The sequence below is a fragment of the Actinomadura nitritigenes genome (assembly GCF_017573545.1).
GTDB lineage: Bacteria > Actinomycetota > Actinomycetes > Streptosporangiales > Streptosporangiaceae > Spirillospora > Spirillospora nitritigenes.
The window spans coordinates 251,412-274,731 of sequence record NZ_JAGEOK010000012.1 but is presented as its reverse complement, the minus strand read 5'-3'; the positions used below and the strand labels follow the sequence as shown (position 1 = coordinate 274,731).

The window sequence follows — 23,320 nt, the reverse complement described above, 5'->3', positions numbered from 1 at the left end:
TGGTTCCGGTGGGGCCCGGCCCGGGTGGGCGGGGCGCCCCCGGGGGCGAATCTGTCCGGGCCGTGTCGCGCGGGCGGGCGCGACACGGCAAGGTGGGGGTCCACACTATGCGGCCGGTGGACGGACATGCGGCCGGCGGAACAGGGAGGCGGCACGGGCGTGGGCGGGAGCCGGCGGCGGCCCGACGGCCGGCCGGGGCCGGGAGGCGGTGTCCGCATGGCGCTCGGCCTCGTCGCGGGCGCCCTCGCCGTCGCGCTGTGCGCGGTCCTCGTCGAGCGGTTCGTCCTGCACGCCGAGTGGTGGCAGGTGCGCCACACCGTCACCTCGCGGCCCGTCGCGCCGCAGAGCGACGTCGGCCCGCCGCCCGGCCCGCTCGCGGTGAGCTGGGAGGACACCACGCGCATCCACGGCGGGTCGGCCGCCGGGTACGACGGCGTCGCCTACGAGGTGGCGCGGGGGCAGGTCGTGGCGGCGTCCGGCGGCGGCCTGGTGGTCCGGGACGCGCGGAACGGCGCCCCGCGCTGGAGCTATCGCCGCACCGGGTGGACGCTGCTCGGCTGGACGTCCACGCGGTCCCGCCTCGTCGCCTACTTCGAGCGGGACGGCCGGCGCGGCGACCGGCTGCTCGTCGGGTTCGACGAGCTGTCGGGCGCGCAGCTGTGGCGGCGCGACGGCGAGCGCCCCGCGGCGGTGTCGCGCGCGACGCTGCGCTGGCCCGCCGGGTCCGGCGTGGTGCTGACGACCGACGACGGCCGCCGCACTCTGTACGGCGTGTCCGCGCTGAGCGGGAAGCGGCTGTGGCGGACGCCGCTGCCGAAGGGATGCCGGCTGTTCGAGGGCGCGGCGCAGCCCTCGGACGCCCTGGGCCCGGCGGACGATCCGGCGGGCGGCGAGGACGGCTCCGGGCGGCCCGGCGACGCCCTCGCGGCGCTCGCGGTGGGCTGCCCGCGGCAGTCCGGGCGGCTGCTGGCCGTCGACCCGGGGCACGGGCGGGTCCTGTGGAGCCGGGCGCTCGCGGCGGGGGAGTCCCCCGAGGTCCGGGTGCTGGACGGTGCGGTCCTCGTCGCGGACGGGGCGGCGCTGCGCGCGTTCACCGCCGCCGGCGACCGGATCGCCGGCTGGGACGGCGACGGGGTGTGCGGCGACCGGATGTGCCCGGCCGTCCTCGCGGGCGGGCGGCTCGTGGTCGTCCGCCACCAGGAGGGGAAGGGCGCCGGCACCGACCGGATGGAGGCGGTCGACGTCCCGTCGGGCACGGTGGCGTGGTCGCGCGACGTCCCCGGATACGCGGCGCTGGCGGAGGCGGGCGGCACGGTCTACGCGCTGCGGCCGCGCCTGGCGGACCAGCTCCTCCCGGCGGGCGTCGACGTCGTGGACCCGGCGGACGGCCGCGCGTCCACGACCCCGGCGCCGTTCGCGACGGACCCGGACCTGCCCGGCGCGCGGCCGTGGCTGGCGGCGGCGGGCGGTCTGCTGTACGCGGCGGTCGCGGAGGCGGCGCCGCGCCCGGCGGGCGCGGCCCGGCTGGTCGCGCTGCACGGCGGGCCGGACGGCACGGGCCCCGCCGAGCTGGGCGGCGTGCCGGTGGACGACTGGCCGGACGCCTGCGCACTGCTCAAGAAGGCCGACCTGGCCGCCGTGCACGCCGACGACCGCGGCGCCCGGCCCGCCCGGACGAGCGTCGGCGGCGTGACGCTGCCGCGCCCGGTGTCCTGCACGTACGAGACGACCTGGAACGAGTCGGCCGGGAAGAGGCCGGGGGAGGGGCGGGCGTCCGGCGGTCCCGCGCCGTCGAGGACGCCGTCCGGCAAGGCGAGCGCCACCGGCAAGGCGACCGGAAGCGCCACAGGGAAGGCCACCGGGAAGGCGACCGGCAAGGCCGGGACCTCGCCGGCCCCGCACGTCTCCGGCGGTGCGAAGCCCGGGGACGACGCGGTGCCCGAGACGGCGGTCCGCGGGCTGACGGTCAGCGTGCGGTGGGTGGCGGAGACGCCCGAGGCGGCCGAGCAGATGCTCGAGGCGCTGGAGGCGGTCCAGTCGCAGGCGAGGGAGCGCCCCGACATCCCGGCCGGCCGCGCCTACGAGCTCGGGCCGACCGCCGGGATGATCGCGCTGCGCGTCGGCCGGGTCGTCGTGGTCGTGGACGTGGACCGCCCGCCCGGCGCCGCGGCCCGCCTCGCCCGGTCCGTCGCCGGCCGCCTGCAGACCTGGTCCGCGGGCGCCTGACCGGGCCTCGCCGCGGGCCCCGGCGGCCCTGTCAGTAGTCCGGGACGGCTTCTGGAAGCGGCTCCGACAGCGGTTCCGGCAGGGGATGCGGCGCGATGACGGGGTCGGGCACGACGGACGGGCTGCGCCCCGCCCACGCCTCCAGCTGCGCCACGAAGCGCTCGGCGTGGACCGGCCAGTGGAAGCGGGCGCGGGCGGCCGCGTAGCCGCGCTGGCCCATGCCGACGCGCAGCTTCTGATCGTCGCGCAGCCGCCGGACCGCCTCGGCGGCGGCGACCGGATCGCCGAACGGGACGATCAGCCCGCAGCCCGCCGGGTCGACGATGTCCACCGCGGGCGGGTTCGGCGTGGTGATCACCGGGACGCCGCGGGCCATGTACTCCACGACCTTCGTGGGCATCGAGTGCCGGTAGTTGGGCTCGTCGTGCAGCAGCGCGAGCCCGGCCATCGCGCCCTCGGCGATCCGCAGCGCCCGGTCGTTCGGGACGAACCCGTACCAGCGCAGGATCCCGGTGCGCTGCGCCTCGCGCAGCGCGGGCCGCACGTCGGGGTCGGCGGAGCCGATCAGCTCGACGGTGATGCCCTCGGGGGCCAGCAGCCGCGCCATCTCGATCATGTCGAGCGCGCCGCGCGCCACCGACAGGTTGCCGACGTAGACGGCGCGGCGGTCGTCCGGCGGGCCGGGCGGCAGGTCGGAGACGTAGGTGGTGTTGGGCACGACCGGGTGGTCGCCGCGGAACCGGGCCCGGTAGCCCTCCTCGGCGAGCAGCAGCTTCAGCCGCCGCTCGCCGCGCCGCTCCAGCCGCTTGACGGCCGGCTTCAGCAGCGGGCGGGCCGGCCCGGGCACCCAGCCCTTCGCGGTGAGCGCCGCCGCCGTGTCCTCGTGGACGTCCCACACCACGGTCCGGCCGCGCGCCTCGCGGGGCAGGGCGACCAGCAGCTCGGGATCGTGCAGGAGGATCACGTCGGCGTAGCCGGCGTGCTCCGCGATGGCCCGGCGGGCGGCCCGCAGGGCGCTGAGGCGGCGCCTGCCGGTGGCCCGCGGGACGTCCACGGGGCTGACCTCGCGCCAGGGCGTCACGTTGCACGCCCGGAAGGGCGCGATGTAGGTGACCTCATGGCCGGCGTCGAGGAGCGCGCGTATCTGCCGGTGCAGAATGCGCGCATCCTCCGGATGGTGCACCACCGTGCAAACACAGATCCGCATTCCACTCACTCCGCAAGGTGCCGGTAAAATCGCCTGCTGCTCGAGTCTTCGTCCCCCATGGAAATCACCGATGAATTCCCCTTGTCCGCGGTGTGGACGGCTGCGGGCGACTCGTGCCGGTCCGCCAGGCCGCCTTCCGGCTAAAGCAGTTCGACGGTTTCGAGTTGCACGTCCCTGGTGCGGCCGCGGGTGTCGAACAGCAGCCGGGCGTGCCGGGTCAGGGTCTCGGCGTCGTAGGCCGCGTGGTCGGCCAGCACGATCACCAGGTCCGCGTCCGCCAGCACGGTGGGCAGGTCGCCGTCGGCGGGCGGCACCGGAGCGCCGTCCACCTGCCACTCCGTGACGAACGGGTCGTGGAAGGACAGGTCCGCGCCCAGCCGCGCCAGGCGCCGGGCCACGGGCCGGGCGGGCGACTCGCGCTGGTCGGCGATGTCGGCCTTGTAGGTGACGCCCAGGAGCAGCACCTTGGCGCCCTTCAGCGCGCGGCCCTCGCGGTTGAGGAGCTGCTGGGCGCGTTCGGCGACGTAGCGGGGCATCCGGTCGTTGATCTCCTGGGCCAGCTCGACGAACCGGAACGGGTAGCCCAGGGAGCGGACCTTGTAGGACAGGTAGTTCGGGTCGATGGGGATGCAGTGCCCGCCGACGCCGGGCCCGGGCCGGAACGCCTGGAACCCGAACGGCTTGGTCGCGGCGCAGTCGATGGCGTCCCACAGGTCGATGCCGAGCTCGTTGCAGAACACCGCCATCTCGTTGACCAGCGCGATGTTGACGTGCCGGTAGGTGTTCTCCAGCAGCTTGGCCATCTCGGCCTCGCGGGTCCCCTTGGCCTGCACGACGCGCTCGACGAACTTGCCGTAGAACGCGGCGGCGGCCGTCGCGCAGGCCGCGGTGAGCCCGCCGACGATCTTCGGGGTGTTGCGGACCCCGTAGACGGCGTTGCCCGGGTCGATCCGCTCTGGCGAGAACGCCAGGTGGAACTCCTCGCCCGCGACCAGCCCGGAGGTCTCCAGGATCGGGCGCACGACCTCCTCGGTGGTGCCGGGGTAGGTGGTGGACTCCAGCACCACCAGGGTGCCGGGCTGGAGATGCCGCGCGACGGTCTCGGCGGCGCCGCGCACCGCGGTCAGGTCCGGCCCGCCGTCCGGCGACAGCGGCGTCGGCACGCAGATCACCACGGTCCGGGCGCCCTCCAGGACGTCCTCGTCCAGGCTCGGCGCGAACCCGGCGGCCAGCATGTCGGCCACCTCCGCCGGCGCCACGTCGTCGATGTGCGACAGCCCGGCCTTCAGCCCGGCCACCACCCGCGCGTCACGGTCCAGACCACCGACCTGCAGCCCGGCCCGGCAGGCCTCCCGCACGAGCGGAAGTCCCACATAGCCGAGTCCGATGACCACCAGATCCATGCCCGGCTCCCTTCGAGATCGGTGCGCGCGCCCGGCGCGCTCCCGGATGTCAGGTATGGCGATTCGATCGAGGCGATGTCGGTCCCTGCTGCCCCACCGGGGGCCGCAGGCCGTAGGCGGCCCGGTATCCCATCGCGACGGCCCGCCAGGTGCGTTCCGCCCGAACCCATTCCCGGGCCCGCTGTCCTGTTTTTCGCCTTCTTTCGGGACTGTAAGCCAGCTCTTCCAGACAATTCGCCCATGCTTCCGCGTTTTCCGGAACTGTTAACGCGCCGGTCACGCCGGGTTCCACGATTTCGCGAAGTGCCCTGACATCACTGGCTATGACGGGGATTCCCCCGGCCATCGCCTCCAGCGGCTTGAGGGGCGTCACCAATTGGCACACCCGGTCCGCCCGGCGCGGAACCGCGAAGACATCGAGGAGCGCGTGGTAGCGGCGAACGGAACCCATCGGCACCCGCCCGGTGAACACGGCGTGAACGCCGTGCCCGGCCGCCCGCCGCTCCAGGGCGCCGCGCTCGGGGCCGTCCCCGACCAGCAGCAGCGTGACCGGCGCGCCGCGGTCGCGCAGCAGCGCCGCCGCGTCGATCAGCGTGTCGATGCCCTCGTAGCCGTAGAACGACGACGTCAGGCCCACGACGGTGGCGTCCGCCGCGATGCCGAGTTCCGCGCGCAGGCCGGAGGCGTCCGGCAGCGGTTCGAGGAACGCCTCGTCCACCCCGTTCGGCACCACGAAGATCTTCTCCTCGGGGACGCCGCGGGACGCGATCTCCGCCCGCATCGCCTCGCCGAGCGTGACGACCGCGTCGGCCTCGGCCATCCGGCGCGTCTCCAGCTCGCGGGTCAGCCGGTAGAACTCGTCGGACGCGCTGTGCGCCGGATCGCGCGACAGCCACGAGTCCTCCAGGAACCCGCGGACCTCGTACACGACGGGCAGCCCGTGCCGGCGCCCCAGCTCCAGCGCGACCGCCGCGTTCAGGTGGTTGCTGACCGCGTGCAGGACGTCCGGGCGGAGCTGCTCGACGAGCCGCCCGGCCAGGTCGGCGCCCTTCTCCACGGCCCGCACCGGACCGGCGGGCGGCAGCCACGGCAGCAGCCGGTGGTACGGGACGCCGTCGACGTCCACGCGGGCCCGCACGTCGCCGACGCCCTGGCTGAGCGGGTACCCGAGCCGCGTCGCGACATGGGTGTCGAACCCCGCCTCCCGCTGCGCCAGCGCGATCCGGTGCGTCCGGACGGTGTAGCCGGCGTTCGTGGCCGGCAGCGCGTTCGTCACGAACTGCAGCACGCACGTCCCGGAACCGTTCCGGGGACGGGCGGCGCGGCCGGAGGCCGGCGGGGTGCGCGCCAGCAGGGCGCGCAGCTCGGCGTTCTCCCGGCGGGCGCCGCGCGGCCGCGGCACCGCCAGCCGGGACCGGCGCAGCCGGCGCCCGCCGAGCGGCCCGGGCGCCGCCCGGGCCAGCAGCCGCACCGCCAGCCGGGGCGCCCGCCCGGGATCGTCGCGGATCTGACGCCAGGTGAGTCCCAGCAGGTAAACCGGCTTTTTCAGGGCAAGGTTCCGCACGGCGACGGAGCGTAGGCAACCCTGATGAACAGAAGGGAAATTGTGGTGTCACCCATCGTGCACGTCCTCGGGGCGCGCCCCAACTTCGTCAAGGCGGCGCCGGTCATCGGCGCCCTGCGGGCCGCCGGAGCCGACCAGGCGGTGATCCACACCGGGCAGCACTACGACGCCCGGATGTCGGAGATCTTCTTTGACGAGCTGGGGCTGCCCGAGCCCGACGTGAACCTCGGCGTCGGCTCCGGCGGGCACGCCGAGCAGACCGCGGCCCTCATGGTCGGCCTTGAACGGGAGTTCACGAGCCGTTCACCGGTGCTCGTCATCGTGTACGGCGACGTGAACTCGACGATCGCCGCCGCGCTGGTCGCGGCCAAGCTGCACATCCCGGTCGCCCATGTGGAGGCCGGGCTGCGCAGCTTCGACATGACCATGCCGGAGGAGGTGAACCGGCGGCTCACCGACCAGCTCTCCGACATCTGCCTGGTGACGAGCCCCGAGGGGATCGGGCACCTGGCGAACGAGGGCGTCCCGGTGGAGCGGGCGCACCTGGTCGGCAACCCGATGATCGACACGCTGCTGGCCAACCTGGACTCCTTCGACACCGGACGCGTCCGGGACGCGCACGGGCTGCCGGACCGGTACGTCCTCGCGACCATGCACCGGCCCGCGAACGTCGACGCGCCGGGGACCGCCGCCGCGCTCGTCCGGCACCTGCACGGCGTCGCCGACCTCGCCGACCTCGTCATCCCGGTGCACCCGCGGGGCCGCGCGAACCTGCTGGCCGCCGGGCTCGACGACCACGACCGCGTGCACGTCCTCGAACCGCTCGGCTACATCGACTTCATCGCGGCCGTGCGCGGCGCGGCGGCGGTCGTCACCGACTCCGGCGGCCTGCAGGAGGAGACGACGATCCTCGGCGTGCCGTGCCTGACCGTCCGGCCGAACACCGAGCGGCCCATCACGATCACCCACGGGACCAACCGGCTCGTCACCTTCGAGGAGCTGGTGCCGGGCGTCCGCAAGGTCCTGGAGTCGGGCGCGCAGGCCGGCGACCGCAGGCCGCCGCTGTGGGACGGCCACGCCGGCCCCCGGATCGCGGAAGTGGTCATGAACTTCCTCGGCGAGAACGGAGCCCTCGGATGAGCGGAGCCGACGGCGCGAAGGCGAACCGGCAGGCGGCGCGGCTGCGCGCCGCGCTCCGGGAGCGCGAGGCGCGCGTCCAGGAGCTGGAGCGGCGCCTCGGCGCCCTGGAGACCTCGGTCGCGCTCCAGTTCGGCCGGCTCGTCGCCGGCGCGGCCCGCAGCCCGCGCCGCCGCGGCACCCGGCTGCCGAAGGAGCTGTACCGGCTCTGGCGCAAGCGGAACGGCCCCGAGCAGGGACCGCCGCCGTCCGGGAGCGACCGGCTCCAGCTCGACCGGATCGACCGGCCCGAGGACCGGCTGCTCGCCGCCGCGCCGTACGACGGGATCGTCATCGCGGGGATCTTCGCGCCGGCGACGGCCGCGGCGCTCCGCGAGCACGCCAAGGTGATCCCGCTCTACCCGCACGACGCCACGATCGTCCTCGACACCGCGGACGTGGACCTGGTCGTCGTCGACGCGGCGGCCGGCGAGCCCGGCGGGCCGTGGGCCTACCTGGGCGTCCCCGGCATGTACGACCGGGACCGCGCGCTCCACGACGTCCGCCAGATCGCCGCGGCCCGCTCGCTGCCGCTCGTCCTGTGGGGGGAGGCGCCGCCCGCCACGCTCGCGCTCCTGGACTGGGACGCCGCCGCGTCCACGCCGGACCGGCTGCACGACCTGCTCGAACCCTCGCAACGGGCGCGGCCCGGGGGGTCCGGGGGCCCGCCCCCGGAAATGACGCTGCCTCGTTGAAAGGAACTGCTGTGCCACCTCGCGCCCTCGTCTACGGCGACGTCGACCTGAACCTGATCGACGGATCGGCGATCTGGGCCCAGGGCATGGTCCAGGCGCTGGCCCGTGCCGGCTGCGCGGTGACCCTGGTGCTCAAGGCCCCGGTCCGGACCGGACGGCTGGTCGACCCGCTCCGCGCCCTGCCCGGCGTCACCGTCCGCAGCCCGCACGCCGAAGGGCTGGTCGCGGGGGAGGCGGGCATGCCGGCCAAGCAGGCCGCCGCGATCCTCGCCCGCGTCGACGAGCCGGAACCGTTCGACCTCGTCGTCGTGCGGGGCCGCCGCCTCGCGGGCAAGCTGTCCGGCGGCCCGCTCGCCGGGCGGCTGTGGACGTACCTCACCGACGTCCCGCAGTCCGCCGCCGAGTTCAGCGGCTCCGCCAAGGGCGAGCTGCGCCGCATCGCGGACGCGTCCCGCGTGCTGCTCTGCCAGACCGAGGAGCTGCGCGGCTTCCTGGAGAGCGCCGTCCCCGCGACGGCGGGCAAGAGCGTGCTCTTCCCACCCGTCGTCGTGCTGCCCGACGGCCTCGAACCGCGTCCCGACGGGACCCCGGACGGCCGCGCGCTCAAGCTCGTCTACACCGGCAAGTTCGCGCCGCGCTGGAACACCTACGAGATGACGTCGCTGCCGCGCCTGCTCGCGATGCGCGGCGTGGACGCCGAGCTGCACATGGTCGGCGACAAGATCCACGACGACCCGAAGGACCCCGGGTTCGCGACCCGCATGCGGACCGCGCTGGAGTCGGGGGAGGGCGTGGTCTGGCACGGCGGCCACCCGCGCGCGGAGGCGATGCGGCTGACGGCCGCGTCCGACGTCGGGCTGTCCTGGCGGCACCCGGAGATGGACGCGAGCCTGGAGCTGTCCACGAAGGTGCTGGAGTGCGGGACGCTCGGCGTCCCCGTCGTGCTGAACCGCACGCCGATGCACGAGCGGCTGTTCGGCGTCGACTACCCGCTGTTCTCCGCCACCGAGGACGACGTCCTCGACGCGCTGACGATCATCGGCAAGAACCCCGACGTCTACACGCTCGCCGCCGAGCGGTGCCGGACGGCCGCCGCCGGGTTCACGCTGGACGCCGCGGCCGGGCGCCTGCGCGACTGCCTCGCGCAGACGTTCCCGGAGCCGTCCGCCGCCGTCCTCGCCGCGGCCGAGGAGCACGAGCGCCGCTCCGCCTCGGCGGGCGCCCCGGCCCCGCAGCCGCCCGCCGGCGGGCGCCGCCTGCGCGTCGGCGTCGCCGGCCATGACCTGAAGTTCTTCACCCGCCTGCTCGACTACCTCAGGTCGCGGCCCGACATGGAGGTCCGCGTCGACCCGTGGGCGGCGCTCCGCGTCCACGACGAGGAGCGCAGCCAGGAGCTCGTCGACTGGGCCGACGTGATCGTCTGCGAGTGGTGCGGGCCGAACGCGATCTGGTTCGCCCAGCACAAGCGGCCCGGCCAGCGGCTCGTCGTCCGGCTGCACCGCTTCGAGCTGTACGCGCGCTGGCCCCGGCACCTCGACATCGACGCCGTCGACCAGGTCATCTGCGTCAGCCCGCACTACGCGCGGCTGACCCACGAGATCCTCGGCTGGCCCATGTCCAAGATCACCACGGTGCCGAACTGGGTGGACGACCGGCAGCTCGACCGGCCGAAGCTCGCCGGCGCCGAGCACCACCTCGGCATGATCGGCATCGCGCCGTCCCGCAAGCGCCTCGACCTCGCCCTGGACGCGCTGGAGGAGCTGCGCCGCGACGACCCGCGCTTCACCCTCTTCGTCAAGTCCAAGCTCCCGTGGGAGTACTGGTGGATCTGGCAGAAGGACGAGGAGCGCGCCCACTACGAGCAGGTGTTCCGCCGCATCCGCCGGTCCCCGGTGCTGTCCGGCGGCGTCGTGTTCGACTCCTACGGCCGCGACGTGGCGTCCTGGCTGCGCCGGATCGGGTTCGTGCTGTCCACCAGCGACGACGAGAGCTTCCACCTCGCGCCCGCCGAGGGCATGGCGTCCGGGGCCGTCCCGGCGCTGCTCGGCTGGCCCGGCGCGGAGACGATCTACGACACCCGCTGGATCCACGCCGGCCCGTCCGCGATGGCCGCCTCGATCTCCGGGACGGTCGCGCTGGACCGGTGGGAGGCGGACGCGGCGCTGGCGCGCGACCAGGTACGCGCCGCCTACGGGCTGGACGAGGTCTGCCGCCAGTGGACCGAGCTCCTCGCCGCCGCCCCGTGACCGGGACCGCGCCGTGACGGGGGCCGCCGCGTGACGGGGGCCACCGCGGCTCAGAGGCGGTAGTAGGGCTCGGGGTAGACCTCGATGCGCTTCACGTCGACGGTCGGCGGGACTCCCGTAGCGGCGATCCGCTGGATCGACCAGCCCGGCGGGAAGCGGGTCCACGTCACGGTGTCCGCCGGGCCGGTGCCGCCGACGATCCGGCCGCGGGAGTCGCGGAGGACGGCGGAGGCGTGGCCGTCGGGCAGGACCTCGGGCGCGCCGGAGTCGACCCGGAACGTGACGGCCAGGTCGTGCCGGCGTTCCCGGTGCACCTCGGCGCGCGGCGGATCCCCGAGCAGGAACGGCTGCATCGTGTCGACCCGGTAGAGGTCGCCCTTGACGAGGCTCGCGGTGAGCCGCGGAGCCCGCGGGTCGCCGGGCGGGAGCCACTCGGCGGCGCCGAGCGCGAACGTGAGGCGGGCCGCGCCGGCCCGCTTCACGTAGGTGGCGTCGCCGATGCCGTAACGGGCGCCCGGCATGATGTAGGGCGTGCTGCGGTGCCGGGCGTAGTCGCCGGTCTTCCCGATCAGCTGCGCGCCGCGCCGGTCGAGGATCCCGACCGTCACCGGGACCGAGACCGCCGACGTCCGGCTGGTGTTCTCCAGGACGAGGCCCCAGCTCACGCGGTGCTCGCCGGACGCGTCCCGCAGCGCGGTGAAGCCGTGCTCGACGATCCGCACCGTCCCGCCGTCCGCCGGTCGCGGGGCGGCCGACGCGAGCGAGACGGCCCGCGGGACCGGCTCCGCCGGCGGAGCCGTGCCAAGCGCGGCGGGTTCGCCGCCGCCCCGGGGAAGGACGGACACGAGCAGGAGCGCCACCGCGGCCCCGGCCGCCCCCAGGGAGGCCCGCCCGTACAGCCGCGCGGTCGCGTACCGCCGCTCCTCGTCGCCCACCGTCGATCACCTCCGCCGCCGACTCTGGCGGAGGACGGGAACCCGCGGTTCCGGACTGACCGGATCCGGCCGGAAAGGGACCCGGAGAGGGCGCGATGCCATCTCATGGACGCGCGACGATCAGGGAGGTGGCCGTGCGGGAGTTCCGGTACCGACGGCGGTGGGTCCTCGGCGGCGGCGTCGCCCTGGCCGGAGTCCTCCTGGCCTCCCTCGTGCACGGCTCCGGCCGGGAGCCCGGCACGGTGACGCTGGTCCGCCACTATTTCGAGGCGATCAGGAGGCACGACGTCGGCGGGGCGCTGCGGACGGCGAGGACGGAGCGGCCGGCCGGGGAGGCGGCGCGGTTCCTCGCGCCCGGCGCCCTCGGCGACTGGAAGATCGGCGCCGTGAGGCAGACGAGCGACTCCGGCTTCGACGCCGAGGTCACCGTCGTCCTCGTCGGAGAGCACCACAGGCGGTACGAGACGACCGTCCGGCTGCTGACGGGCCGCGGCGGGCTGCGGATCGCCGAGCCGCTGGCGAGCGTGCGGTTCGCGGCGACCGCGCTGCGGTACGTCGAGGTCGGCGGCGTCCGGGCGCCCTTCCTGGCGGATCCCGCGAACAAGGACCGCAGCGTGGAGTACCGGCTGCTCCCCGGCCTGTACCGCCTCTACCAGGGCCGCCAGGACGTGGTGCGGGTCGCGGCGGGGCAGACGCCCGTGTTCCCGGATGACGGCGGCGGCCCGGCCGGCGGCATGCCGGTCACGCCGCGGTTCACCGTCGCGCCCGCCGGGGAACGCGCGGTGGAGCAGGCCTACGACGCGTTCATCGACCGGTGCGCGAAGGCCCGCGGCCTGCCGCCCCAGGACTGCCCGTTCGGGCTCGGAGCCTCCTACGGCGCCCTAAAGGCCCGCGGCCGGACGGTCTCCGACTTCCGCAGGCTCGCCTGGCGGGTGCGGAAGTACCCGACCGTCGCCGTCATCGCCGAGGGCGGCGGGCTGCAGATCGTCGACCGGGAGCGGGGCACCGTCGAGCTGAGCGGCACCGGGCTCATCGACGAGACCGGGCCGCGGCGCGCGTTCACCCTGGACTGCGAGACGGTCACGCGCGCGGCCGGCGCCACCGTGGCCTCGGACGGCACGGTCTCGATCGCCCCGCCCGACGGGCACGGCCTCTCCATCGAGACCTGCCGCGACGGCCCGCTCTCGGTCTCCTGACCGCTCCGCCCGGAACCGGCCCGAGCCGTCAGCCGGAGCTGCCGACGACCGCGGCGTCGGCGGAGTGCTCCGGCTCCTCGGCGGGCAGCTGCGCCCGGTAGCCCTCGATCGTGCCGTTCAGCTTGGCGAGGCTGCGGCTGTAGTCCCGGCTGGAGAGCCAGAACTTGTAGATGATGAACAGCTCGAAGGCCAGCATCCCCGCCGCGCTGACGCACACCACCGGGATGATCGCGCCCGGCACGGCAGCGGCGACCACCGGGGCGACGATGAACACGCCCATCTGGAACTCGATGCCGCTGATCAGGTGCGGGCGGATCCGGCCCCGCAGGAGCACGTTGCGGATCCGGATGTACCAGGGGAACCGCTTGTAGAAGCCCGCCTGGAGGTCGGCGTTGGCGCGCTCGGTGTCGCCGACGACCTGCTCCTCCATCTCGGGGTCGGCGCCGAGCGCCCCCTCGGCCGAGCGCAGGTCCGCGCCGACCTCGCCCGCACCGGGCAGTGCGTCCCGGCCGTCGGCCCGCCGGACCGCCTCCTCCAGCGCCTCCGCCTCCCGGCGCGCCTCCAGCAGCGTGGTGCGCATCTGCGAGCGCACCTTGTAGATCTCCAGGGCGTCCATGTAGCGGAGCATGTCCAGGAAGACGACGCCGAGCGCCGTCCACACGTAGGCGACGTTCCCCGTCGCCGCGTACTGCCCGGCCATCAGCGCGACCGCGCAGGCCAGCACCCGGACCCGGTCGAAGATGTAGTCCAGCCACGCGCCGAACACCGACCCGGTGCCCTTCAGCCGCGCGATCTTGCCGTCCATGCAGTCGAGCGTGAACGACAGGTGGTACAGCACCGCGCCGGCGAGCAGCCACGGCCAGGACGCCGCGGCGAAGCAGGCGCCCGCGCCGAGGCCGAGGATCAGCGCGCCCACGGTGAGCTGGTTGGGCGTGATCCTGGTCCGGTTCGCGGTGAACTTCACCAGGCGGGCGGCGAGCGGGTCGACCAGCAGGACCGTCCACCACGCGTCACGCGCCTTGTACGTCCGTTGCCGAACGTCGTCGAGCGTGAAGTTCGCCATGGAGGGTTTCCTTTCGTCCCGGGACGCTCGATGGTATCGGCTGTCCGGATGCGGTCTCCGGCATTGTCACCGAGTCGTGACTCCGTTACTGGGACGCATGGGACGCGCAGGGCGCCGGCGCCGGCCGTCCAGATCGTTTTGATGGTCCGGGCTGGGTAGGCTTTGGCGGTGCGCGTCAGACCTATGGCAGTTCTTGCCCAATTGCCCTTTGCCTGCGTGCTCGTGGCGGCCACCTGGATCCGGATCATCGCGGTCCGCGGCTACCCCGCGCCGCACTGGACGGGCGACTCGCCCAGCTACCTGGAGGCCGCCCTCAAGCTCCAGCCCGGTGAGACGCGTCCGAGCGGCTACCCGATCCTGCTGTGGATGCTGAAGCCGTTCCACTCCTTCACCGTGATGGTGGCGGTGCAGCACGCCATCGGGCTGCTCGGCGGGGTCCTGGTGTACCTGCTGGTGTGGCGGGCGGGCCGGGCGGCGTGGCCCACCGGGCCCGGCGGGAGCGCGGGGCGGCTCGGCTGGCGCTACCTCGTGCCCGGGCTGCTCGGCGCGGCGCTGACGGTGCCGGTGCTCCTGGACAGCTACCAGATCGCCCTCGAGCACATGCTCATGTCGGACTCGCTCTTCACGTTCCTGCTGCTCGCGGCGGTGACGGCGGCGCTGTGGCGGCGCCGGGCGACCTGGTGGCTCGGCGCGCTCGCCGGGATGTTCGCCGCGTTCGCCGCCGTGACCCGGTCGGCGGGCCTGCCGCTGATCGCCGTGATCCTGCTCGGCATGCTGCTGCGCCGCGCGGGCTGGCGCCCCCTCGTCGCCGCGCTGATCGCCTTCCTGCTGCCGCTCGGCGGCTACATGTACTGGTTCAAGGAGACCTACGGCCAGTTCACCGTGTCCAAGGCCGGTTCGATCTGGCTGTACGGCCGCACCGCCGCGTTCGCCGACTGCGCCAAGATCAAGCCGAGCCCCGAGCTGCAGATCATGTGCCCGCCGGCGGACGAGGACCCGCAGATCGCGCCCGCGTTCGTGGTGCTGTGGACCGCCGACTCCCCCTTCCACCGGATCCCCGGCTGGATCACCGGCGACCAGGCCAACCGGATGGCGAGCGACTTCACCAAGCAGGCCATCGAGAAGCAGCCGGGCGACTACGCGCGCGTCGTGGTCCGCGACACCTGGCGGTCCTTCGACTGGAAGCGCGAGCCGTACCCGACGCCGTGGACGTGGCTGGAGTACGTCTTCCCCGAGGGCGAGTCGTGGGACGACGAGCAGGCCCTCGTCGCCGAGAAGTACGACCCGTCCGGCGGGGAGACGAAGGTCGTCCAGCCGTGGGCCGGGAAGATGCAGGACTACCAGGACCGCATGTCGATGCCCGGCACCGTCCTCGGGCTCGTCCTGCTCGGCGGGCTGGTGTTCGCGCTGCCGCACGTCGGGCGGCGCGGCACCCGGTGGCGGCTGCTCGGGCCCGTCCGGCACTGGGGGACCGGCGCGCTGATGCCGTGGGGGACGAGCCTCGCGCTGCTGGTCATCCCGGCGGCGACCGCCGACTTCGACTACCGCTACGTGCTGCCCGCCGTGCCGTTCGCGTGCGTGGCGCTGGGGCTCGCGCTGCTCCCGTCGCCGCGCCGCGTCCGCGAGGACCCGGTGGGCGAGCCCGGGCCCGGGCAGGACGACGGCGAGCCCGCCGCCGAGGAGTCGCTCCGCGCCTAGCGCCGCCCCGTCCGGCGGCGCGGGCGGGCGCGCAGGTCCGCCAGCATCCGCTCCCAGGCGGCGGCCACGACCGCGATGTCGAACCGGGTCGCCGCCGCGACGGCGTTCGCGGCCATCGCCAGGCGGAGCTCCTCGTCCTCGATCACGCGGAGCAGCGCCCCGGCGAACGCGTCCGGATCCTCGGGCGGGACGAGCAGCCCGTCCCGGCCGTCGGTGATGATCTCGCGGGGCCCGCACGGGCAGTCGAAGGCGACCACCGGCAGCCCGCACGCGAACGCCTCGATGATCGTCATCCCGAACGACTCGGCGCGCGAGGACACCGCGAGCACCGACGCCTTGGCGAGCTCGCCCTCCATGTCGTCGGTGGGGTCCATCATCAGGACGTTGTTGTACAGCCCGAGCCGGGTCGCCCTGCGGCGCAGCTCCTCGCGCCGGGGCCCGTCCCCGTAGATCCGCAGGCTCCACTCCGGGTGCTTCTCCACGACCTTCGCGAACGCGTCGATCAGCAGGTCGTAGCCTTTGATCCACACGACCCGGCCGGCCGCGACGACGATCCGGTTCTCCTGCCGGGACCGCGGATGCACCCGGGTCGGCAGGCCGTTGGGGATCGCGCGGACCGGGCACGACCCCAGCGGCAGCAGCTCCTCGTAGGCGGCCCGGTCGGCGGCGGTCAGGCAGGTGAGCGCGTCGAGCCGCGGGTACCACTCCTTGATCTCCGCGAGGATCCCCGGCTCGTTGATGCCGAGCTGGAGGTGCTCCTGCCCGACCACGACGACGCGGCGGGGCGCCAGCCGCGCCGCCGCCAGGTTGAGCCCGGCGCGTGTCGTGACCAGCACGTCCGTGTGCAGGTGCCGCAGGAAGCGGGTGAGCCGGTCGTCGGTCCAGGCGCTGTACTTGTTGAAGCTGCGCTCCTCCGGGTGGACCATCGCGGACGGCTCCGGCATCAGCCGCTCGGCGCGCGCGGTGTGGGGCCACGGGACGGTCGCGCCGGGCCGCACGTCGACCAGGGACCGCAGCCGGACCCGGCCCGACAGCGGCAGGACGGGCCGGTCGCGGTCCCGCAGCACGCTCACGACCTCGACCTCGTGCCGCCGCGACAGCTCGTCGGCGAGCGTGAAGGTGCAGCGGACGGTGCCGTCGATGGAGAAGGCCTCCAGCAGCAGGAACGTGATCCTCACGCGCCGTCATCCCCGACCGGGCGGCAGGAGACCGCCAGCTGGTCCCGCTCGGTGTAGTACGGCCGGACGGCCATCTCCCGCCCGGCCGGCGCGGCGACCTGCCGGGGGTAGGACAGCTTGCCGCGCTTGCCGGGCGCGTCGTCGAGCCAGGTGCCGAGGCGGGCGTGCACGTCGCCGACGTCGAGCCACAGGTCCCACAGGGCGGGCTCCGCCGCGGCCAGCGCGTCGACCGCCAGCCGGCCGCGGAAGCCGGTCCCGTCGAGGACGACCTCCCCGGTCACCGCGGCGCCGCCGTCGCGCGGCGCCGCGACGAGCCGCGCGGGCTCGCCGGCCTGCGGGCCCGTGTACGCGAGCCACCCGTCGATCCGGATCTCGCCGTCGTGCGGGTGCACCGCCGCTACCTCCGCGTGCGGGGAGACCGTCCGGACGCGGAGCCGGGCGTGCCCCTTCCGCGTCCGCACCGCCCGCACGGCCCGGTCGCGCGGACGGCCCGCGTAGGCGCGCAGCCCGTCCAGCGAGAAGCCCGGGTCGTCGGTCAGGATCGGGCGGGCGGCGCCTCCGGCGGAGCCGCCCGCCGTGCCGTCGTCCGAACCGTCCGCCGCGGCGTCCGCCTCGATGACGGGCTCCCACGTGCCGGCCGCCAGCTCGCCGACGTCCACCTCCAGCGACCGCCGGTCCGCCGCGACGGGCGCCGGGCGCGTCTCGCCCGACTCCCGGTGCCGCAGCACGACCCGCCGCCCCTCCGGCAGGGGGTCGTGCCACCGGATGCGCAGGCGGTCGTCGGAGCCCACGCGGCAATGGTTGGCCACCGCGTCCAATGTCCGCAGCCTTCCCCGATGTCGCTTGTGCCAGGCAGGTAGCTTATCAACGCATCGGTGCCGGACGATCACGTATGGCTACAGTCGATCACCCTTGCGGCGGGAACACCCGGTCCACGGTGCGCGCCGCCGCCTTCCCGTCGTCCAGCGGGCAGAACCGCGCGACGAAGTCCTTGTACCGGTCCTGGTGCCCCGCCGTCGCCGCGTCGACGTCGCGGATCGCGTCGATCAGGTCGTCGGAGGTCTCCACCAGCGGCCCCGGCGCCTCCGCCTCGAAGTCGAAGTAGAAGCCGCGCAGCCGGTCCCGGTAGTCGGCCAGGTCGTAGGTGAAGAACAGCATCGGCCGGCCGGTGTTGGCGTAGTCGAACATCACCGACGAGTAGTCGCTGATCATCATGTCGGAGATCAGGTACAGCTCGGTGATGTCCGGGTACAGCGACACGTCGCGGACGAAGCCGTGCTCGTCCTCGGTGATGCCGTCCACCACGTTGGAGTGCAGCCGGACCAGCAGGACGTGGTCGTCGCCCAGCGCGGCGCGCGCGCGTTCCAGGTCGAGGCGCATGTCGTGCTTGTACCGGCCGCGGCTGTAGTACTGGTCGTCGCGCCACGTCGGCGCGTACAGCACGACCCGCTTGCCCTCCGGGATGCCGAGCCGCGCCCGGACCGACTTCGCGACCGCGTCCGCCTCCGGGCTGTACAGCAGGTCGTTCCGCGGGTACCCGACCTCCAGCATCTCGCCCTTGAACGCGAACGCGCGGCGGAAGATCTCCGTGCTGAACGGGTTCGGCGACAGCAGGTGGCTCCACTCCGGGACGGACGGGCCCTCCGGCTTCTTCTCCTTGCTCTGCAGCGCCGACTTCATCCCCGGCGCGTAGGCGAAGTGGACCTCCTTGACGTCCCGGCCGATCTTCTTCAGCGGGGTGCCGTGCCAGGTCTGCAGCACCACCTGGTCGGGATGCCGCTGGAACCAGTCGCCGAGCCGGTGGTTGGTGACGATGTAGCGGGACGTCGTCACCGCCTCCTGCCACTCCTTGCCGTTCAGCCGGACGGCCTTCAGCGTGTCCGGAAGCTCGGCCTGCGCGTCGTTCACGACCCACAGCTGCTCCAGGTCCGCGCCGCGCCGCAGCAGCTCCTGGTGGATCGCCTTCGGGCTGTCGGAGAACTGCCGCCCGTTGAAGCAGGAGAACAGCACCGCGTCGCGCAGCCCCTCGCGGGCCACCTTGCGGCGCGCCTCCTCCCGGTACTTCGCCCCGGCGCTCTTCTCCTCGCCGGACACGTCGCCGGTGACCGCGATGACCAGCCGGCCGTCCTTGGTCTCCAGCGCGTAGCCGCGGCGCGCCACCTCCAGCGGCTCCGGCAGGGCGCGCTGCGCGGCGTCCGTCAGCCGGACCGTCAGCGCCCGCCCGCCCGGCGGCCGGAACAGCACGTCCCAGCGGCCCGGCCGCAGCGGCAGGATCCCCGCGACGCTCGGCACCGCCGCCGCCGGCACCTCGGCCCGCAGCGTGCCCGAGCTGTCCGGGACCAGGTCGAACGCGTGCTCCTTGCGGCGCCCGCGGCTGCGGACCACGATCTGGCCGCCCGTGTGCGCCGTGTGCGTCGCCGCCAGCGACAGGGTCCCGTCGGGGCGCCACGCGCAGTCGCTCACCGACAGCCGCGTCGTCGCCCGCCGCACCCGCACGTACCCGCCGGGGCCGTGGCCCGCGCTGACCTCCAGCGCGCCGGACGTGCGCCGCGCCTCCTCCACGCCCTCGGCGAGGACGAGCGGCCGGCCGTCCGCCGACAGCGTCCAGTCGCGGGTGTCGTCGATCGCGTCGGCGTCGATGTCGACGTCCAGCGAGTCCGGGTCGACGCGCGCCGTCCACCCGCCGGACCGCGGCGTCACCGGCACCGGGACGCGCGCGTCGCCGAGCGTCAGCACCAACTCCGCGGGCGGGCCGGCGGCCGCGTCGACCTCGATGAGCAGCGCGGAGCCGTCCCAGCGCAGCGCCGTCGCGCGCTCCCGGACCCGCTCCACCTGCACGACCAGGAACCCGTCCACGACCTTCGGGACGATGCGAACGTCGTCGGCGACGTACCGGTAGGGCGGGTGCGCACCCGTCCCCGAGCCGCCGCCGCGCACCGGCCCCTGCCGGAACACGCCGGCGTTCAGCACCGAGGCGTGCACCTCCCAGGTGCCCTCCGCCCAGCCGCCGCGCTCCTTCAGCTTCCCCGCGTCCAGCGCGAACTCGAAGCCGGTCCAGCCGCCGGACGACTTGCCGGGCTTCGGGGTCTGCCGCGCCTTCATGAGGATCTTGCGGCGGCCGTTGCGCAGCGTCACCGCCTTGATCGACGTCCAGCGGCGGCGGGAGCTGACCGAGTTGATGTACGCCTCGCCGGTGACGACCAGCCGGTCGCCCTCCCAGCGCACCGTGTGCACTCGGCCCCGCATCTTGACCTCGTCGCGCGCCCGGTACACGTCGCGGGGGACGTCGAGCTTCGCGTCCTTCCAGTACGGGTACACGACGTAGCGGCGCAGCGGGTCGCGGACGATCGACGGCGAGGACTTCCCCCGCTCGTACCGGACGACCTTCACCAGCTCCATCGTGTGGCCCTCCGAGGCGAGGTGCCACTTCAGCCGGGTCAGCGCGGGCGCCTCGGCGAACACCTTCGCCGACACACCCCCGGCGTACGCCGCCGCCTGCGCGACGACCTGCTCCCGCTCCTCGCCGGACAGGTCCGGCAGGGCGTCCAGGAACATCTTCAGCTCGGTCGAGACGAGGGCGAGCTGGAGCCGCCGCAGCTCCTTGACGTCGCCGCGCTCGGCGACCCAGGACGTCGCGAGGTTCGCCGCGCCGAAGCCGTCGGCGATCTCCTGCGGCTCGGTGGTCGGCTCGTGGCGCGGTCCACGGCGGTGCAGGACGGGGGCCTCGACGACGTCGACCGACTTCGCCAGGTGCGCCGCCCGCACCGCGACCGGCAGGTCGTCGTAGCGCCCGAGGTCGGGAAACTCCAGGCCGGCCGCGTCCCAGAACGAGCGGCGGAACAGCGACCCGACGATCCGGCGGCGGTTCAGCAGGTCCGGGCTGCGGTGCAGGTCGGTGGCCTTCGCGGGCGCCGGGGCGTCGGCGCTCGCCTTCCACTGCGACACCTGGCCCGTCCACCGGCGGGCCGCGTCGGGCCCGGTCGCGAACTCGGCCCCGGACGCCTCCAGCGCCGTCAGCAGCGAGGCGACCGCCTCCGGCGGCATCGGGTCGCCGCCGTCGGCGAAGAGCAGGAACTCGCCGTGGCTCTCGGCCACCCCCAGGTTGCGGGCCGCGCCCCGGCTCGGCGCGCCGCTGCGGACGATCCGGAACCGGTCGTCGGGCAGCGCCGCCCGCGCGGCCGTGCCGGTGCCGTCGTCCACGACCAGGACCTCGAGGTCCCGGAACGTCTGGGCCGCGAGAGAGTCCAGGGCGTCGCCGAGGTCCTCTCCGGCGCCGTGCGAGAGCACGATGACACTAATCCTGGGGGCGGTCATGCCCACTCCTTCGAGGGCTGTGCGAGCCGGAGCCGGCGGGTCCGGTCGCGGACGGTCAGGAAAAGAAAGGGCGGCGTTCCGGCGCGCGGCCGCTACGCCGGGCCGGACGCCGCGGAGGAGGCCTCCGACGAGGCTTCGGCGGAGGGCGCCACGGCCGGCATCGGGGGGAGCTGCTCGCCGAGGAACACCCGGCGCACCGCCCGCTCGGCCGCGTGCCCGTCGTCCCAGGGGCAGAACCGCGCCCGGAACGCCTCCAGGTGCTTCGCCGCCGCGTCGCCCCACGCCGCCCGGGACGCGAACGCCTCGACGAGCTCGGACTCCGCGTAGGCGACGACGCCGGGCGGGAACTCGGTGAGGTCGAAGTTCACGCCCCGGGTGAGCTTGTAGGTCTCCCAGTCGTTGGCGTAGATCACGATCGGCTTGCCGAGGTTGGCGTAGTCGAACATGACCGACGAGTAGTCGGTGAGGAGCGCGTCCGAGGCGATCATCAGGTCCTCGACGGACGGGTGCTTGGAGACGTCGATGACCTGGTCCTCGTTCCAGCCGAGGTCCGCCGCCATGTTCTTGAGCTTGTAGTAGTAGTGCGCGCGCAGCAGCAGGACGTGGTCGTCGCCGAGCTGCTCCATGACCCGGCCGATGTCGAACATCGGGGCGTAGCGGCGCTGGTAGTCGCGGTGCGTCGGCGCGTACAGGATCGCCGTCTTGCCCTCGGGGACGCCGAGCTCGTCGCGCAGCCGCGCCTGCTCCTCCGGCGTCGCGCGCACCAGCCGGTCGTTGCGCGGGTACCCGATCTCCAGCAGCTCGTACTTGCAGGGGAAGCCCCGCTCCCACGCCTCGCTCATCAGCGGGTTGGCGGACAGCAGGAAGTCCCAGCGGTCGGACCGCTCGATGAGCGCCTTGAAGTCCATGTCGGCGGCGCCGACCGGGTACTCCATCTGGTCGAGGCCCATCTTCTTCAGCGGCGTGCCGTGCTGGGTCTCCAGGTGCACCTGCCCCGGCCGCTTGACGAGGTTGTCGGGGAAGTTGACGTTGTTGACGAAGTACTTCGCGGCGGCGATCGTCCGGTAGTACTCCGCCGACCCGGCCACCACGTAGTCCACGCCCTCCGGCATGGTCTTGCGCGCGCCCGGCTTCACGATCCACACGCAGCGGATGTGCGGCGCCAGCTCCCGGACCTTCTCGTAGATCGCGGCGGGGTTGCAGGAGTACCCGCGGTACCAGTAGGCGGCGAACACCGCGAGGTTCTCCTCGATCGGCAGGTGCCGCCGCATCGCGTAGTACCGCTCCTTGGCGAGCTCCTTGGAGCGGACGACGCCGCGCTTCTGCAGCTTGCGGACCTTGCGGCCGCGCTTCTTCGCCTTCGTCGTGAGCGTCGGGCCGTTGAGGCGCTCCCAGGCGCGGAAGTCGCCCCGCTCGATCGCCCGGTGCTTCTCGGCCAGGTTCGGCTCGTCGTCCGGCGGGACGTGCCCCGGCGGCTTGTAGCGGTTGTAGGTCTTGGTCATCTCGGCGAAGAACCGCGGCTTCTCCGACGTGTACACGCGGTCGGCGCGCTCGAGGATGACCAGCAGGTGCCAGATCGTCCGGTCGAACATCAGCGGACGGAACCGGTCCATCCTCGGGCCCAGGTGGTCCATGAACGCGAAGATGCGGTCGTACTGGTCGAAGGCGTCGAAGTGCTTGTCGCTGGCCGTCTTGGTGATCGCGCCGCTGCGCCGCTGCCGGTAGATGTAGCAGACCCGGTCGAGGAAGCTGACCCGCTCGGCGGCCATGAGGACGGGGTAGGTGATGCTGACGTCCTCGTAGTAGCCGCTGTTGAAGCGCAGCCCGTGCTCGATCATGAACTCGCGGCGGATCGCCCGGTTCCAGATCGAGGTGAACATCTCCAGCAGGCTCGGCCGGTCGGCGAGCGTGAACACCTCCGGCGCGGGCGGCTCCCGGAACAGGTGGTTGATGATGCTCCGCTTGACCCGCCCGTTCCAGTAGGACCGCGCGTAGTCGAACATCAGCACGTCGGGCCGGGTCTCGGCGAGGCGTTCGCAGATCGCCTTGACGGCGCCCTCGGTCGCGTAGTCGTCGCTGTCGAAGAACCAGACGTAGTCGCCGGTCGCCATGTCCAGCCCGACGTTGCGGGCCTCGCCGAGCCCGACGTTCTCGGTCAGGTGGCGCACCTTCAGCCGCGAGTCGCGCTCGGCGTACTCGTCCAGGATCTCCCCGCAGGCGTCCGGCGAGGCGTCGTCGATCCCGATGATCTCCAGATTCGGCACGTCCGGGACCAGCAGCGAATCCAGGCACTGCCGCAGGTACCCCTGCACTTTGTGCACGGGCACGATGATGCTCAGGGAGATGTCGTATTCACTGCTCACGCGAACGCCAATCAACTACTCGATGAATCTGGATCATACCCGCATCCGGCAGGTAA

Annotated in this window: 15 protein-coding genes; 6 read left to right on the top strand and 9 right to left on the bottom strand. The window is 74.0% G+C overall.

Annotated features, from left to right (window positions below; all coding sequences use genetic code 11):
- Positions 1-216 precede the first annotated feature (216 nt).
- Positions 217-2,226, top strand: coding sequence for an outer membrane protein assembly factor BamB family protein (locus J4557_RS20570; protein ID WP_208268338.1), 2,010 nt, complete (start codon positions 217-219; stop codon positions 2,224-2,226).
- Between the two features lie 31 nt (positions 2,227-2,257).
- Here the strand turns inward: J4557_RS20570 and J4557_RS20565 are convergent, their stop codons facing one another.
- The 3 genes from J4557_RS20565 to J4557_RS20555 form a co-directional block, all read right to left on the bottom strand.
- The gene (locus tag J4557_RS20565) at positions 2,258-3,433 is read right to left on the bottom strand and encodes a glycosyltransferase family 4 protein (RefSeq protein WP_208268337.1); all 1,176 of its coding nucleotides are present in this window, start codon (positions 3,431-3,433) and stop codon (positions 2,258-2,260) included.
- Positions 3,434-3,573: 140 nt separating this feature from the next.
- Positions 3,574-4,836 carry a nucleotide sugar dehydrogenase gene (locus J4557_RS20560; protein WP_208268336.1) on the bottom strand — a complete coding sequence of 421 codons (1,263 nt, stop codon included), beginning with the start codon at positions 4,834-4,836 and terminating at the stop codon, positions 3,574-3,576.
- A 49-nt stretch (positions 4,837-4,885) separates the two neighbouring features.
- Entirely contained in the window at positions 4,886-6,400 is a 1,515-nt protein-coding gene (locus J4557_RS20555) for a glycosyltransferase family 4 protein (protein WP_208268335.1), read from the bottom strand.
- Between the two features lie 54 nt (positions 6,401-6,454).
- Between J4557_RS20555 and wecB the strand changes: the two genes are divergently transcribed.
- From wecB to J4557_RS20540, 3 genes are all read left to right on the top strand, one after another.
- Positions 6,455-7,540, top strand: coding sequence for a non-hydrolyzing UDP-N-acetylglucosamine 2-epimerase (gene wecB, locus J4557_RS20550; protein WP_307800105.1), 1,086 nt, complete (start codon positions 6,455-6,457; stop codon positions 7,538-7,540).
- Positions 7,537-8,271, top strand: a complete 735-nt coding sequence (locus tag J4557_RS20545; RefSeq protein WP_208268333.1) for a hypothetical protein — start codon at positions 7,537-7,539, stop codon at positions 8,269-8,271. Before wecB ends, J4557_RS20545 begins: the two co-directional genes overlap by 4 nt.
- Positions 8,272-8,357: 86 nt before the next feature.
- Positions 8,358-10,517: a glycosyltransferase gene (locus J4557_RS20540; protein ID WP_243776113.1), complete on the top strand. Its 2,160-nt coding sequence runs from the start codon at positions 8,358-8,360 to the stop codon at positions 10,515-10,517.
- A gap of 50 nt (positions 10,518-10,567) precedes the next feature.
- Here the strand turns inward: J4557_RS20540 and J4557_RS20535 are convergent, their stop codons facing one another.
- Positions 10,568-11,452, bottom strand: coding sequence for a hypothetical protein (locus J4557_RS20535; RefSeq protein ID WP_208268331.1), 885 nt, complete (start codon positions 11,450-11,452; stop codon positions 10,568-10,570).
- 134 nt (positions 11,453-11,586) lie between these two features.
- On the opposite strand from J4557_RS20535, the gene J4557_RS20530 reads away from it, so the two are divergent.
- A complete protein-coding gene (locus J4557_RS20530; RefSeq protein ID WP_208268330.1) occupies positions 11,587-12,648 on the top strand; it encodes a hypothetical protein in 1,062 nt (353 codons plus the stop codon).
- Between the two features lie 28 nt (positions 12,649-12,676).
- On the opposite strand, the gene J4557_RS20525 is transcribed toward J4557_RS20530, so the two are convergent.
- Positions 12,677-13,711: a CDP-alcohol phosphatidyltransferase family protein gene (locus J4557_RS20525; protein ID WP_208268329.1), complete on the bottom strand. Its 1,035-nt coding sequence runs from the start codon at positions 13,709-13,711 to the stop codon at positions 12,677-12,679.
- Between the two features lie 222 nt (positions 13,712-13,933).
- Between J4557_RS20525 and J4557_RS20520 the strand changes: the two genes are divergently transcribed.
- On the top strand, positions 13,934-15,409 hold the full coding sequence (locus J4557_RS20520) for an O-antigen ligase family protein (protein ID WP_208268328.1): 1,476 nt from the start codon (positions 13,934-13,936) through the stop codon (positions 15,407-15,409).
- Here J4557_RS20520 and J4557_RS20515 read toward each other — a convergent pair.
- From J4557_RS20515 to J4557_RS20500, 4 genes are all read right to left on the bottom strand, one after another.
- The gene (locus J4557_RS20515) at positions 15,406-16,587 is read right to left on the bottom strand and encodes a glycosyltransferase family 4 protein (RefSeq protein ID WP_208268327.1); all 1,182 of its coding nucleotides are present in this window, start codon (positions 16,585-16,587) and stop codon (positions 15,406-15,408) included. The two genes, J4557_RS20520 and J4557_RS20515, sit on opposite strands and share 4 nt — an antisense overlap.
- Positions 16,584-17,378 carry a hypothetical protein gene (locus tag J4557_RS20510; RefSeq protein WP_208268326.1) on the bottom strand — a complete coding sequence of 265 codons (795 nt, stop codon included), beginning with the start codon at positions 17,376-17,378 and terminating at the stop codon, positions 16,584-16,586. The genes J4557_RS20515 and J4557_RS20510 overlap by 4 nt, the downstream gene beginning before the upstream one ends.
- 115 nt (positions 17,379-17,493) lie before the next feature.
- Entirely contained in the window at positions 17,494-20,901 is a 3,408-nt protein-coding gene (locus tag J4557_RS20505) for a bifunctional glycosyltransferase/CDP-glycerol:glycerophosphate glycerophosphotransferase (RefSeq protein WP_208268325.1), read from the bottom strand.
- A gap of 92 nt (positions 20,902-20,993) precedes the next feature.
- Positions 20,994-23,264 (bottom strand): bifunctional glycosyltransferase/CDP-glycerol:glycerophosphate glycerophosphotransferase, encoded by a 2,271-nt coding sequence (locus J4557_RS20500; protein WP_208268324.1) that lies wholly within the window; start codon positions 23,262-23,264, stop codon positions 20,994-20,996.
- Positions 23,265-23,320: the final 56 nt, after the last annotated feature.